Here is a 15736-nt window from a genome sequence, read left to right as displayed (position 1 = left end):
ACTATATCCTTTAAAAAATTAACTGTATCCATACTAGTACCAATGAGCTTGCTTAAATTTTTTACAAGCTTGCGATTTTTAACTATCCATAAATTGATTCTATACGCTTAAGCTCGTTTAACGCTGCTGCGGCATCAAAACCACCAAACCCCATACGAATACTTGTTCACACACATCTAGACAAACGATTATCATACCGTCATTCAAGCCATGTGATACTTGGATTAAAACCGCTGAAACCTCTTCTTTTATAATCGGCAAATAATAAATAATAGATTCTTGCGGCCCCACCATTGGCGAACATAATTATTTATATCTATATTGGTAAAAAATTGAGTGTCGTCCATGATAAATTCCCTGTTGTTTTTTATTAAACTCGCTCACAATAAGCTCAGTTTTAAGCCCTTCTACTGACTTTCAATTTTTCACGAACCGCTGCCAAACCCAATTTAGTTAATAAGACTAAGACACTTGCCCAATCAACCAAGCCCACTATCAAGGAGACTAAGAACTATCAAATAGTGTGTAATCAACAACTCAGCCCTATGATTTACCACCACTGTTGGATGGCGCCTTCGGCTTATCCAACTTAAGGTACCATTTCACCTGCTAAAACCCGACTTACTGCATTGCGCTCGTTTTTAACACGGGTTAAGTAAACCGATAAGTAGCAACCCTACATTGATTTAGAAACAACGACTCTAACCACATTAATTGGGTTGGTACCTTTTCCACCTGTTGAGAAATTTTCTGAGTTCCAACTTAATAAATTGGATGACATATAACTTCCTTGTTATTCTTGTATTGCACTAGTCGCTATAACTCGCCAGCGAAGGCTTTTTGGCTTAATCCATTGAACATTTGCTCTGATTCTTTAAGCCCTACTTTCGCTTTTTCCAACATCCTTTTAGCAATATTAACTCTCTCCACAAATTGCACTTGCATTTCTTTCGGAGGATAAATTATTGGAAACTCCTCTAAATGATCTTTATTAAGCTGACGTTTATCTATTCCACCAACACACACACTGCGAATATAGTCACGGTATTCCATTGTAGTTAAAATAAAAACTACAAATTCATGCAATACATTTTCAACAAGACGGATAAAATACACATGTCCGTTAAGGTTGGCTTTTCCATTGTCTCCTAGATACAAAGCTGCACGACCTAAGCTACTGTTCTCAGTATTAATACGACCAGTCTTAGTCATCAATATATCTTTATGCTTCAAACTACTCTTACTCATCGATTCATGAGTTTTTTCGTCGATATAAACCACGTCGTCCAGTAATAACTTGTTTTTCCAAACGTTTTGACTTCGTAAAAAGGTGATGCCTTCGTCAACATAGTTCTTACTGCCACCCTTTGGCGTGTTACCACTTGCGATTTTGCTAGATATCTCTTTTAACTTTTTAACTTCCCAGCCTTTCGGATTAGAAATCGGATCGCCGAACATATCTAGGAATACGCTGCGGAGTAAGTCGTCGGCGAGGTCGATGGCTTGCTGTCGTTTGCGGCACACGCTGTCGGCCTTATCTAAAATTGCGGCGATGCGCTTTTGTTCTTCGAGTGGTGGAAGTGGGACGATTATTTGCTTCAAATGGCTGGAACCAAAATTTGGTTGAGCTGACCCTGTTATTAGCTTTTCCATATCCCTTCTAAACTGCGCCGTTTTTAAAAAGTAAAACAAGTACCTAATGTCTAGTTCATTTGGATCTAGCGACTGAAAGCGAATCATACTTGTATTCATACACAGCGGTAGATGCTTTTCCTCAACCCATGCTAACTTACCCCAAGTTGCTCCAGAGGACGCCATTACCAAATCCCCTGCTTGAGTTAAAAAATGAGCATACTTTTGATCCACTTCCTCTGGATCTAAATATTTATCTGAGTTTTCTGTCACTAAAACTTCATTGACGATATTTTTTACATTGATGAGCTTTATACCTTCATCTCTAAACTGCCACTTTCTCACGCCAGGACCCTCTTGGAAGAAAGCGATGTCAGATAACTTAACCTTCGCCCAATTCACAGTATATCCCCCAGCTCTTTAAAGGGAGTTATTACGCAGCAATGCACCCAAGATATTAGTGTGCCTGTGCAACATTGAAGTGGTAAATGCAGAGAATTGTCAGTAACAATTTCTGCCTGCACGTTATCAGCGATAACTAACTTAAAATCAACTTTCATCATTACAATATCTCCTGAAAAGACTTTAAGTAATTTGGAATATAACTTTCCAACACCATTAAAACACCAAATAAACTACTCTTATCATTTTGCTGCATTGTCGCCTCCATCAAGCCCTTGTTCTAACCCGAGTTCTTTTGCCAGTTCAATTTCAAGCTCTTCAATACTAGGTAGGCTTGGCTTTAAGTTTTCTGGCAATGCTTGCGTTAACTGGTATTCTGATATGCCAATCGGTTTATCGATCCCTTTTAGGGCATATTCTGCGACTAGCTTATCTTTATTGCGACACAATAAAATGCCAATGGAGGGTTGATCGCTTGTTTGTTTGTATTTTGTATCGACGGCATTGAGATAAAAGTTTAATTTCCCGGCATGCTCGGGGGCGAAATCGGTTACTTTAAGTTCAATTACAACATAGCAATGAAGTTGGGTATGATAAAAAAGTAGGTCAAGGTAATAATCATTTTCACCGACTTTAATGGGAACTTGTTTGCCCATATAAGCAAAACCAGCGCCAAGTTCGAGTAAAAATTGCGTTATATGGGCAATTAAACCCTGCTCAAGTTCTCGTTCATTGTAATCAGCTGTTAGCGTTAAAAAGTCGAATACATATGGGTCTTTTACACTTTGACGCGCTAAGTCTGATTGGGCAGGAGGCAAGGTTTGTTGAAAGTTATTTATAGTTTGGCCATCTCTTTGGTATAGATCGCTCGCTATTTGGTAGAGCAATACACTCCTGCTCCAACCATGTTGCATCGTTCCCATTACATAAAACATGGCCTCTGCAGTACTATTTGCTTTGCTTATAATAGCGAGATTATGCCCCCAAGGAATTTTAACTAATTGCGAAACAGCTTGTTTCGCAATTGCGGTGTCTTGTTGCCAGTAACAATACCATTTTCTAATAAGCTCTAAATTTCGCTTAGAAAAACCTTTTACATTGGGAAATTCATGCATCAAGTCTTGACTTAACTGTTTTAAAAACCCATCTCCCCACTGGCTACTTTGTTGCTTTTCGATGATCTCTTTACCTAATTGCCAGTAGAACTCCAACAATGCCGTATTTACACTTACAGCCGCTTTTAGCTGTTGCTGTTTAAAAGATATTTTGAGCTCAGAGATCCACTTTTTGTAATCTTCCGAATGCGTTAGCTGCATGAAATCATGCCCTCCAACTCTTTCAAATCTTTAAGAATATCACTTTCAAGCTTTACGAGTTTTTTAAGAATCACATCAGCCGCTTCATATACTTCTTCTTCATACACCACTTCTTTATAGCGATTGATAGAGAGATCATATTTATTTGACGCGATATCTTCTTTACTCACCCAAAAATGCTTTTTGTTTTCTGTAATAATACGATCATTCTCTTCGCTCGTGGCGAGTGCTTTATCACGGGCTTTAAACTGTGCAACTAAATCTGGCAGGTCATTCTCTTTGATTGGATTACGTTTATCATCAAGCGAGAAACCATCGGCTTGTACATCATAAAACCACACATGGTCTGTGCTACCGCCTTTAGTGAAAATTAATATCGCAGTTGATACGCCAGCGTAAGGTTTAAACACCCCGCTTGGTAATGAAACGACGGCTTCTAGCTGGTTGTTTTCAACTAACAGCTTGCGCAATTGTTGGTGTGCTTTTGATGAGCCAAATAAAACGCCATCAGGGACAATGGTTGCGGTGCGGCCACCTATTTTTAGCATGCGCTCAATTAATGCGACAAAAAGTAGCTCGGTTTTTTTGGTTTTTACTTTACGTAAAAGCTCTGGGCATACGTCTTCTTCGTCTAGGCTGCCTTTAAAAGGCGGGTTAGCGAGAATAATATCAAAGCCTTCTTTAGCCTCGCTGGCAAAGTTGTCTTTAAAGCTTTGGCTTAAAGTGTCTTGGTAGTGAATATCGGGCTGTTTAATGCCGTGCATCACTAGGTTCATGGCGGCAACACGTAACATGGTGGCGTCAAAGTCAAAACCGTGGAACATATCGGTATCAATATGCTTGCGCTGCTCTACATCGATTAAATCGCCCCCATAAAGGGTATTGAATAATGGCTTGCCATCTGCATCATGTATTGGGTTACCCTCTTCATCAAGTAATGGCTCTTTTTCAACGCCCTCTGAGGAGGTATATTTTTCAAGTAAATACTCGTAAGACACAGATAAAAAGCCGCCGGTGCCGGTTGATGGGTCGCAAATGCGGCTCTTGAGGTTAGGGTCCATCATTTCAACCATGGCGCGAATAATATGGCGCGGGGTTCTAAACTGACCGTTTATACCTGCTGTGGTGAGTTTACTTAACAAGTATTCGTATAAATCCCCTTTTGTGTCGGCATTGTCTAGCGGTAAGTCGTTGACCATTTCAACCGCACTTACAAGCAAAGATTGCTTTTGGATCATCAACTGGGCGTCTTTCATAAACTCACTGAAAAGACTCGCCTCGCCAATTTGCTCGGCACTTTGACCAAAGTATGGGAACAGCTCATCTTTTACTAACTTATAAAGCTCTTCAGACCCTAAATGGCGGAATTCTTGCCAGCGTAAATGTTGCTGGTCGTCGTTAAAACGGCGATTAAAGGACTTTTTTGTGCGTGCTGCGACTTTTTCATCTCGCTGCTCATTAATATCAAGCATACGGGCATACATCAAAAAGGTAATTTGCTCTACTACTGTGAGCGGGTTGGTAATACCTCCTGTCCAGAACTCTTCCCAAAGTTTGTCTATCTTACTTTTTAGCTGACCTGTGATCATTTATGTTCTCTGATTGTTTACGCGTTAAAAACTCAAGCACCTTTGTAAGCGGTTATAGCTCTTTATCTATAGCACTTTTTTTGTTGCCTAATTCTACATTAAATTGCTCGGTAAATTGTGCAATTACATCGGCTTGTTGCTCACTAAATACGCCATCGAGCCCCATATCATGCACACTGGTGAAAGGTGCCTCGTATAACTGTTCAATATTAATACTGCCATGGCGAATAAGGTGGTTTTTCAACATATTAATAAAGCGCTGTTGCTTAGAATTCATGTGCGTGTGGGTTTGCTGAATAAAACTCGTAAACGAGGCTTCAATCGCGGCTTTATCCATGCCTACTATGGTACGTAATATGGTGTCTAAGCTGGCTGTTGACTCAGGATAAAACTCTTTTAAGGTGTTTAAGTCTACATTAGGGTTTTGGGTGTGGACCAGCGAGTTGAGTTGGGCTAAGTCAGCTTCGCTCACCTTTTCTCCTGTACGTATTTTTTGCAGTATATCGTCGCTCCCAAATAGCGGAGCCAAGGTTTGCTCCACTTCTTTTTTATAAATTTGATAATCAATAGAGACAATATTGGCTGCGCGCTCTTCAATTTGGTACTCAACTTCCTCCTCTTTAATGTCGAGTACTTGTACAGGCTCTGGCACGGTACTTTCTTTGTCGCGTAAATGAATAATACCACGCAGCGCAACTCGGCTTTGCTCAAGGGCAGCAAAGGTTAAGTCTTGCCAGTATGGTTCTGCTTGTATTATTGCGATGTCGCTGGCCTTAACGCGTACTTCGTTTAGGTGCATTTGTAAGCTGCCCACTTTTTTTAACATGGGGCTTTTGACCAGATCTATATCGCCTTTATCGCGATAGAGCAATGTTTGCAATATTGCCATCTCTGTATCAAAACGATACGCCTCACTTTGCCCCATAATGTTACGCCACTGCATGAGTGGTGCTACATCGCTCCACAATAATTGCTTAATACTGGGGGGAAACTGGTTTAGTGCAGGCAAATTTTTACAGGTTTCAACCGCTTGCCAGCTATCACGCACCGCGATGGTATTCATATCGAGTGCAGTTATGTCTTGATGAATAAGTGCAATGACTGCTTCAAAACTGGCTACATCTGCTTTGTTTAGAGCCTGCTCAGCTAAGTTTAATCGCGCTTCAAATAACTTTTGCGAGAGCGATTTGGCTTGTGATGGGTCAACCTCCTCAGGATCTTCATCAAAGTAAGCAAAGTTTTCCCAGTGGTCAAAAATCAAGAAATGTGATTTATCCATACCCGGGCCATATAAGTCATTACACAAGCGCGTACCACGGCCGATCATTTGCCAAAACTTTACTTTTGACTTGATTGGTTTGGCAAATACCAGATTAACTACTTCTGGTACATCAATACCTGTGTCGAGCATGTCAACTGACACCGCGATACGCACACTGCCGTCTTCGGTTGATTTAAAGTTATCAATAAGCTCATCGGCACGTTCGTATTTGGAGTGAATAACACGACAGAAGTTACTACCAAATTGTGGGTACATTTCCCCAAACAAAGTAGCCAGCAGCTCAGCATGTGCGATGTTGCGAGCAAACACAATGGACTTGCCTGGCAATTGGCCGTCAATATCTCGCAGACCTTTTTCCATCAGGTTGCGCAAAATAACTCGGTTTGTGCCTTTGTTACGCACAGCTTCGTCAATTTGCTTGGCGTCAAAGTCGAGCTCGTTCGGATCTACACCTTGCTCTTCAAGCTGTGCTATTTGCTCATCAGTGAGTTTATCAGCTTTGATCCCATCACGAAGAAACTTAGTGGTAAAGCTCACTATCTTGTATGGCACGAGGTTTTCTTCTTCAATAGCCCGCTCAAGTGGATAGTTGGCGGTTGGCTTTTTAAAGTCACAGCCAAATAACTCACAAGTTGAACGCGAAACCATTTCAACCGGTGTTGCAGTTAAGCCAACCTCTAGCGCATCAAAGTATTTAAAAATATCACCGTAAATATTATAAATTGAACGGTGCGACTCATCGGCAACAATTAAGTCAAAATAACCCACATCATATTGTTGGAAAATTCGCATCATGCCTGGGTATGTAGCTATAAATACGCGCGCACTATTAGCAAGTGTTTTTTTACTCTTACCGACAACATAAGTGGGCTCATTAGTGTGCTCGTTAAACGCATTGGCCGCTTGCTTGCGTAGCTCTTTTCGGTCACATAAAAACAGCACGCGTTTTGCCCAACCAGCATCTAGCAAGCGTTTTGCTAGGGCAATTGATACGCGCGTCTTACCTGTACCCGTTGCTTGCACAACTAAGGCTTTACGGTGTTTTTGTTTAAAACGTTCACATACGCGTGTAATACTTTCTATTTGGTAATCGCGCCCAGCGACCTTTAGGTCTATTGGGGTAGCGGTGAGATCTTTTTTAAGGTTGCGTTGTTTAATTAGGTATTGCAAGCTGTCTTTTGAATAGTACCCATATAGGCGTCTTGGCTGATAACCTTGCTTGTCATCGAGTATTTTAATGTCGTAGCCGTTTGAATAAAACACCACTGGGCGCTGGCCATGCTTTTTCTCCAAGCTATCAGCGTATAAAATAGCTTGTTGGCGACCTTTTTCAATATTCTCGCGAGCTGCTTTGGCTTCGATAACAGCCAGTGGCTTGCCGTCATTATCCCACAGGACATAATCTATATAACCAATACTTGTCTCTGTAGGTTGCCCATCTACTTTTATTTCCTTGCCCACTTCGTCGGTTGATGATTTATCAAGCGAGACATTCCACCCTGCTGCCCGTAAGTCCATATCAATAATGCGAGCACGGGTTTCCGCTTCATTAAAATCAAAGCTTGAAGTAATCTGTTTATTGCGAGCTTGCACTGCCCTGAGTTTATCGTCATCTATTGCTTGCTTTAATTTTGCCGCCTCAATTTGTGCCTGCATTTGTGCCTCTTGTGAGACTTCCAGTTCTTTAAGAGCAAGCTTTAAGCGCTTTTCGTTTTCAGCAAGTTGCTTTTTAAGTTGGTAGTTCTTTTGTGCAAACTCTGTGGCTTTTTGCTCATCTGGCTTTGATTGAGTTGGTTCGGTGAACTGTGGACATTCACTCTGTTTGCCATTGGCATAAGCCATAAATAAATAACAGGCGACGAAATAACTCTCTTTTAAAATCCAAATGGCTTGCTGTTGGCTTACTTTACCTTCGTGCGCTGCTTGGTTACCACTTTTACGAATTGCATGCAGTTTTTCTGTAATAAGGTTGGGTACTGTTGATGTAAATACATCAGCTGTTAGTTTATCAAAAATGTTTGCGTTGGCGTAAATTGGGAGCTTAAGCTCTTGATACAAGTACCCTACTACTTTCTCGGCAAAACAGCGCATTTTCACTAGTGCACTTTGGGGATCAGTAATGACATATTGCTCTGCGTAAGCGAGTAATTGATGCTCTTGTGGCCAACGTTCACGAATATGTTCAAAGTTCATTGAATTTTTAATCACTTTATTCTTCCTAGTTGCCAAATTTTTCGGGCGATGAGTTGATTTTTCCTTAAGCCGGAAAAAGTAAAATCAGTTAATACTTATTAATATATTATCGGCTTTAAAGTCTGTTTTATAATGCGTTTCTTGCTCTTTCGACATTGATTTAACTTGTATTGTCTCAGCTATCAATTTTGGTAATTTATGACTTATTTTCTTATTAATTTGGCTTCGTGTTTGTTGTACAAAGTCACGTTGCATAGCCTTAAGGTGCGTTAAGTCACCGTCTTTAAAGTCTTCTACCTCAATATTAAATGTGTTGTAGACTCTTGGGTCTGCCCCCAAGACTTCATACTTTCCTAAGAAATGTTCGGCATGTTCTGTGCTTTCCTCAAAATAACGATCGACAACAACAGCACCTATTTTTGATTCAGATATCTCTATAAGCCACAGATAAAAAGCGAGCTCTTTCGCTGTCAACTTTATTTCTACTCCCATAAATTTTAATGTTTTAGCTGTGGTATTTATTTCTAGCCTTAACTCTTCTTGATTGACTGAATTTAAGCTTGCAACCGTTTGACTAAACGATGCATTTTGCATATTTGTAATTAGGGCATCATTTAGTGAGTTTCGCATTCTTACAAATGGAATTTCGGCCAATGTAACAACTGCGTCTTTGCAATCAACGTCTTTTTGTAGATTTTTGTTATAGACGGTATGAGAGCTTAGAGTTGGGTAATAAAAGTCTTTGACAAACTCAAACTCTTCGCTAACAAAAACATGGCTTAAGCTGTCTTGCTCGCGACCAAGTAATGACATGGCATAGCCCAAATAAAATGCCATTGTCTTTCTGCCACCAGCAATTGAAGCGTGTATACTAATACTGTCATCACTGGTTAACTCAAATACTTTTCGCGTTATAAAGTCGGCCATAAAAGTTTGTTCGGCCTCAGTCTTAGCATCGTCAACTAAATTACCTTGCGCATCTTCAATAACCCATATATTGTTTTCTGAAAATTTAATATTCGGAAGCCGAAAATCTTTGATTAAATTAAAAAAGTGCGATTTTTCAAAAAGCCCTTCTATTAATAATGCTTTGGAATCTTGGGTTGTAATAACAAAGATCTCTTCTGGGAGGGGCTTTTCTTGCTGATGCAATGCATATAATGTTTCAGTCAAAACTTGCGGACTGGCACCTGTGACAATCAATAATACATGTTTCATCAAACTTCCTTTTTTTCATAAGCATTTGATTACTAGAAACGAAAGAAGATTAATATATATTACAATAAATTACACCTATTTGCGTCAAATTAACTTGGCGAACAGTCATAGTGTGTTTTTAGTAACATTCTCATTCCTTATTGCTACTTTTGTATTTAAATTCTAATCCGGACAAAGTGCCTGATACCGTGCAAATATATGGTGTTTACGCTCATTACTGTGCGCTAGGTTGCCCATTAATTGATAAAGCTGCACGTGCATCGCACTTATTAGCCTTTTCACTAAATTGAAGAGTAAACTAATGTCATCTTGGCATGCGTCATTATTAGCCAAATTGATTTTACTAAACGAGTTACTCATATAAATTTAGAGTTTGAATGATTGATGAGAAGTTCAGCCCTCTATTAAGAAGTTCAAAAAAACGTACTGAGTATCGCCATTCCCAAATCCCCATTAGCACGAGCACCTTGGTTATAAAACAATTAAACTTTTTATCGCTCACACAGCACTTTAATATCTGAGCTTTGCCTAGCATCTTCAGCCAAAGAAAGTCATCTTTAAACTATATGTTACATATTCATCAAAACATCTGAGTTTTTTCGTTTAGGCTGCATTCAAATACTGCTTGATTGCTATTTGCGAGACTGTATATGCGATTTTTATGCCCGATTAAGCTCTCAACAAAGTCAATGCTGTGACAACTATATACTTACACATTGATCGGTAGCCCGAAGTAGAACCATTACACGTCCACCCACCAAGTGCTTCAGGGTCTAATTAGCGCAATGACCTTTAGATCCTTACATTACCTCTTGAATAGCGCCACTTTCTCACGGCCAAACAGCTGCTTAATGTCATATTCTGCACTTGTTTCACAGGGTGAAGTATAAAATACAATCTCAAAAAGCAATACACATGCCCATTTATACTCAACTAACAAGGGTGCAGTTGCCAGTATCTCTGCTCATCTAACAACATAGGTTTGAGCCTCCTTTGACTGGCAGGTTTACCATAAAAAAAGTAATCGTATAAATCTGTAATTAAGTAGTTATGCTGGAAAATATAGGAGTGATTTAACCTTACCTTATTAAGCCACTTTTTAGCCAGTGGAGATGCATCTATAGTGTCCATACCATCTACTACAGTTATTGGATCAGAAAACCCTAAACGATCGGAGCTGTTGACTAGCCTAGACATCATCAGTGCTTTATCTTTCTCACAGGCATAGATTGAGACGCCGTCAGACGAACTTAGATAACGATCTGCATATTGCTTTTTAAAAGCATCACGGTCAATGTCGGGGGCGGCCAAAGCTATTCTTAATTTAGGCTGTACACTCGGATCAGATTTCGCTAGGTATTTAATCGCTTCAGATAAACAATAGCTGCCCATACTATGAGCTAAAATATAAATGGTTTTAACCTCAGAATGAGAGATATCTTCAATTAATTTAGCAAGGTGTTCACCCGCTCCAACAGCTCTTTCTTTGTCACCTGCATAGCTTTTTAGCGAGCCAAATGAAGGCCAACTGAAAAGCACAAATTCGCCTTTATAAGCTAAATCAAACTTTAATTGTGCCGAATGATATAAAGCACTTTTAAAAGGCACATTGTAGCCATGTATAAAAATAAATGCGGAGTCTGAATCATTAAAGTCAGATAAAAAGTCACGCTCTTCCATAGGCTGTAAATCTCTAATCATAACGTGTTTGGATTTTTTCTCAGCCTCAATACCAAAAATGCTCAACGCTTTTTCAAAAATAGAGGGACGCTCTATCCGGCCGGAGACATGATCAACAGGTATTGACAATTGCGCAGTGCCGTAATTAACAGACTCTGATATCTGATTAATATATTGTTTCGGCTCTGTATTTAATAACTGACGCGTAGTTGCATATTTAACGCTGACGAGTGTGTTGTCTCGCTGCTCTTCTTCTGGCAGCTCTGTACCTAATTCGACTTTATTATAATCTTTGCGTTTGATTACTTTTGCATCTTCAGCATATGTATTGTCTGAAGGTAATTTGAAACTCACCTCGTCTAACACCTTTTGCCGATGTAATTCTCGTATTCCTTCTATTGAGTCAAACCCTGTAGCCACTTCTAGTTCAGAACGAAAAGCGTGCTCAACCATCTTAAAAGGTATTTCAAATGCATTTTCATCAGAAACCTCTAGTAACCACAATATGATTGGTAGCTTATAACTGACATGTTTATGGGCATCCATGTAGGGCTTTGGTTTGGTGCTTTCAAGTACCAATACATCACTCAAAAGCTCTAGCAATTCATATAAATCGAAACTATGCTCGCCTCGGTTAGTGAGCACTTTAAATGTATCTTCATCATATAGAGCATAAAAATACCTGTTACTAGAACACAGCTTAAACTCTCTTGGTAGCGTCTCAGGTAAAAATCGTCTTAGCGACGCTAATGTCAGGTTATCCAGCTTCTGATTGAGCATGTAGTTAAATATCCTTGTATTGCAACTGTTTTAGATTTGTCTCATATACTGTATACGGCCCATTAAACCATAAATGTAACCGTTCTAAACATCGAGGTTATGTTTTAAGCTGGACAGACTACTATAACGCTTATAATCATTTTTGATACTGCAACCAATTCAGGTTCTTCATCAAGCTATATGAAAACATTTATTAACAATATAAGGGAAAGAAAACAAAAAACAATACACTCTTTCGAGATCCAAGTATTAACCCCCTAAGATAGACTATTCAACTTAATATAATGACTCCATAAACCTTAGTTACTTCTACGTAGGCAAGCAGGTTAAGAACATTAAGAAACGGCGCGTCTATAATCACAGTATCGTTAATCACGCTTAGTAGGTTCAAAGAGTTGTATTTTCATTGGAGAAGGCAAACTATTGAGAACCGCTTATAAAATACGGGTCTATAGAAGCAACCATAGTTGTTAACAAAATAAGTTAACACCTGAATTCGGCATATTAAATAGAAAAATAATAGTCAAATGGTATAACCATGGGTATAAGCTTGATAGAGCTAAAATAATATTAGCCCATAGCGCTCATAGATTAGAAAAAACTGAATACGTTACCGGTATCACAAAGGCCTAAACGAATTCAGTCTGTATTAGAATAAATAGAGGCTTAATAAAAAACCTCTACACACTACCTAAAACTTATACGTTAGTTTTTCTTAACAAGGTTAGTATGAATAAACGGTATAATCTCTATCTGGTGCTGGGTTATGATTGTAACCTAAATCCCAAGCTTCCACAGCACGTGTCGTACCACCTGCATTTTTGCAAATAATTTCAGATACAACGTATCTATATACATATTGCCCATCCGCTAAGGCTACACCTTCTGTATTAAAATGCGCACTATTAAAAGCCAGTCCTTGTTTGCTTTCAATGACATTGGGGGCTTGCCCTACTAAATTCGAAAAAGTGCACTGGCCGTCTGGTGCATTATTATTTACGAAGGCTGCTGATACATAATTTATATTTTCATAATACCCTGCATGACTACCATTTACCCAACCTGAGGCTGTCACCTGACTCTCCCAGTTAATGGTCGGTGCAGCTGGGATTTTGTGATAAACCGTATAAGTAGTACTGTCACTATGGCAAGTAATTTGTAAAGACTTAGGCATGCTCTCAAGGCCACTGGGTAATGTGCCTGTAATAGCAGTATTCCCTTGTACAGGCAACTCTGCCAACACTTGCCATGTATTTTCATTTATTACCTGCGCATTGGGGCAGTTTACGTCAGCATCCGTTACAAAAAAGCGAGCAGAAAGATGTAATGCACTGCGGCTTTGTACTTCAATTTCAGAAATTGGACCATGTGTATATTGCGTAATAATACCTGGTTGCGCATCTGTATCGTAAATCACTTCGTTGGAAATGGCTGACATAGAGACTACAGCACATACTAAAGCTATTTTATTAATCATAATAATTCCTTTATAATTTGGGTGGAAGCGGCGCCAAAACTGCCTAATAAATAGACGCTGCGTTCCTACTATATTTCCAAGTCACCATCTGTCAATATGATCTATATTGCTAATTTCTAATTTTTCCATAAGATGCTATGCAATGAAGCTTATGTAAGTTTCATACAACCCATAGTGAAACCTTGTATCACCTGTATACAGTATGTATATGTTAAAAGTGATTACTTTAAAACACGTACACCTTCCTCAATCATAAAGTACTCATGCAAGTTATTAGCTTCAACATACAGCCCTTTCATGACCTCCAAGCCTGCTCGCTTCAAATAATATTCGTTATTTGTCACCTAGGTACTTTATACAGGGTAACGAAAAATCATTGCCAAATATTAAGTACATTTCATAAACCAGCTCTATCGTCATATAAGTTTTTCCGTTTTCAAAGTTACTAATTGTTGCCTGATCTACACAAAGCTTATCGCCTAGCTGTTTTTGCGTTAAGTTATTACGCTTCCTGATGAATTTTAAGTTATGCTGCATTTCTAACATTAACTTATTAACAACTAATCTGCGTCTCACTGCGTCATGTCTCATAAATCTACTAACCATACATTTTCCCTATAGAAGTGGCTGTCGATAACAAGCAAAATTTGATACTTAGTACTTAAAATCTTTAATCCCTACTGTTTAGTCGATTTATAAACCGCTTCTGCATTTATGTAAAAGCTCTGTTTGAGTCGACAAAACACTCAAATATTTACTTATGAAAAATCAATGTTAATATTATGAAACTTGGCATGCGGAAAAATCTCCGAAAAAATGGAAAAGGATAAGCAAAGTGATAAGTGGTGACGACCTCAAAAGCATGAGAGTCAATGCAGGTTTAACCCAAAAAGAGATGGCTGATAAGCTGGGGGTATCTAGAGAAACCGTCAGTAACTATGAGTTAGACGTGGGTCAGCCCAAAATGAGGGACTTTTTAAAATGGCTGATATATTGCAAAATTGATACTCGGTCTTTAGTGAACCAGATAGACCAAATTCAAAACCAAGTAAATGGGAGTGTTAAAAGAGCCCATCATACGAAGAAAAAAATAAAGTAGCGGCACATTTTTGTGAGTTTAAATCTTAAATTTACAAAATACCGCTGTTTATGATTGAGCCATATAATTAACCTTAGATAAATTATTCAACTCACCACACAATCATCACCCGAATTCAACTCTTGCTTAACCACTCTTCAAATATGAAATATTTAATCCCTAGGTGACATTTTCTAAGCACACCAATTAACGAGACTATGATTTATTGCCACCTCCAAAAATCAAATGAGCAATCTCAGTTATAAAATCGCATTTCTAAAATGTGTTGAAAACCCTATTTTTAAATAAGCAATGTTACTTTTATTACTAATCATTAGTTGTTTTTTATAATTCATATTCGTTTTATATAAGATAGTTAATCAACATTAAGGAAAATAAAATGAAGTTATCTTATTTCGTGATAAGTACAGCACTAGCAATATCTGCTGTATATTCGAATGCAACAAAATCTGATGAACTTAGAGCTACACAAGAAGCCGGGTATTTCATCACATGCTATATTCGCGGCGGTCTAGGTAACACAGACATAGTGCTGTGGCGCAGCTTTGCGGTCGGCGATAGCCAACTTAATTATATGAAGCAAAATTGTTATATGAATAGAGGGCTTCCAGAAGTAACAGAACTACCATCGCGCTAATACCCTAAGTATTTCTACATTTAGCTTTATGCTGGCTAGCACCTGCTTACCCAAGCAACCTGATTCCCCCAGCCATAAAGCTTTAAATGAAAAATCTCATTTTAGGTACAAAATACTTATTTTTTTCTTGTCATAAACGTCGTAAAGAGGAAATTAACGCTAATCAATAAGGAATTTAAAATGAAATTAGCATCTATTGTCTCGGGAGCAGCTATAGCTTTAGCATGTGTAGTATCTTTTAGTAATCAAGCGAATGCGGCTAACTCACCCATAATCATCTTTACCTGTGAAGACCCTTACTCTTCTCTTCATCCAATTTGGAAAGAAGTGGTATACAATGAGAGAGATGTAAGAACGCTGCATTATGAATGTCGTATGGAAGGCGGGATCTCTAATATAAGATACTTATAACATTAGCTGAATCGAGAAAA

General features: G+C 38.8%; 11 protein-coding genes. 3 read left to right on the top strand and 8 right to left on the bottom strand.

Going from position 1 to position 15736, the window contains the following annotated elements:
* Nucleotides 1-816: 816 nt before the first annotated feature.
* The 8 genes from L1077_RS27585 to L1077_RS10440 form a co-directional block, all read right to left on the bottom strand.
* On the bottom strand, nt 817-2034 hold the full coding sequence (locus tag L1077_RS27585; protein WP_237136796.1) for a restriction endonuclease subunit S: 1218 nt from the start codon (nt 2032-2034) through the stop codon (nt 817-819).
* 242 nt (nt 2035-2276) lie between these two features.
* Nucleotides 2277-3350 (bottom strand): PDDEXK nuclease domain-containing protein, encoded by a 1074-nt coding sequence (locus tag L1077_RS10470; protein WP_237136795.1) that lies wholly within the window; start codon nt 3348-3350, stop codon nt 2277-2279.
* Complete coding sequence (locus tag L1077_RS10465; RefSeq protein WP_237136794.1) at nt 3341-4939, bottom strand: class I SAM-dependent DNA methyltransferase; 1599 nt, start codon at nt 4937-4939, stop codon at nt 3341-3343. Before L1077_RS10465 ends, L1077_RS10470 begins: the two co-directional genes overlap by 10 nt.
* A gap of 52 nt (nt 4940-4991) precedes the next feature.
* Entirely contained in the window at nt 4992-8429 is a 3438-nt protein-coding gene (locus tag L1077_RS10460) for a DEAD/DEAH box helicase family protein (RefSeq protein ID WP_237136793.1), read from the bottom strand.
* Between the two features lie 69 nt (nt 8430-8498).
* Nucleotides 8499-9632 (bottom strand): CRISPR-associated ring nuclease Csm6, encoded by a 1134-nt coding sequence (csm6, locus tag L1077_RS10455; RefSeq protein ID WP_237136792.1) that lies wholly within the window; start codon nt 9630-9632, stop codon nt 8499-8501.
* A 933-nt stretch (nt 9633-10565) separates the two neighbouring features.
* Nucleotides 10566-12092, bottom strand: a complete 1527-nt coding sequence (locus L1077_RS10450; RefSeq protein WP_237136791.1) for an alpha/beta hydrolase — start codon at nt 12090-12092, stop codon at nt 10566-10568.
* Nucleotides 12093-12816: 724 nt separating this feature from the next.
* Nucleotides 12817-13569, bottom strand: coding sequence for a hypothetical protein (locus L1077_RS10445; RefSeq protein WP_237136790.1), 753 nt, complete (start codon nt 13567-13569; stop codon nt 12817-12819).
* 333 nt (nt 13570-13902) lie between these two features.
* Nucleotides 13903-14175 (bottom strand): helix-turn-helix transcriptional regulator, encoded by a 273-nt coding sequence (locus L1077_RS10440; RefSeq protein ID WP_237136789.1) that lies wholly within the window; start codon nt 14173-14175, stop codon nt 13903-13905.
* Nucleotides 14176-14404: 229 nt separating this feature from the next.
* On the opposite strand from L1077_RS10440, the gene L1077_RS10435 reads away from it, so the two are divergent.
* From L1077_RS10435 to L1077_RS10425, 3 genes are all read left to right on the top strand, one after another.
* On the top strand, nt 14405-14668 hold the full coding sequence (locus L1077_RS10435; protein ID WP_237136788.1) for a helix-turn-helix domain-containing protein: 264 nt from the start codon (nt 14405-14407) through the stop codon (nt 14666-14668).
* A 379-nt stretch (nt 14669-15047) separates the two neighbouring features.
* Nucleotides 15048-15305, top strand: coding sequence for a hypothetical protein (locus L1077_RS10430; protein WP_237136787.1), 258 nt, complete (start codon nt 15048-15050; stop codon nt 15303-15305).
* A 180-nt stretch (nt 15306-15485) separates the two neighbouring features.
* Nucleotides 15486-15716, top strand: coding sequence for a hypothetical protein (locus L1077_RS10425; RefSeq protein ID WP_237136786.1), 231 nt, complete (start codon nt 15486-15488; stop codon nt 15714-15716).
* Nucleotides 15717-15736 lie beyond the last annotated feature (20 nt).

Origin of the sequence: Pseudoalteromonas luteoviolacea (assembly GCF_021654285.1) — a bacterium.
Taxonomy (GTDB): Bacteria; Pseudomonadota; Gammaproteobacteria; order Enterobacterales; family Alteromonadaceae; genus Pseudoalteromonas; species Pseudoalteromonas luteoviolacea_J.
Note: the sequence above shows the minus strand (reverse complement) of the source record. Positions and strands in the feature narration are given on the sequence as shown.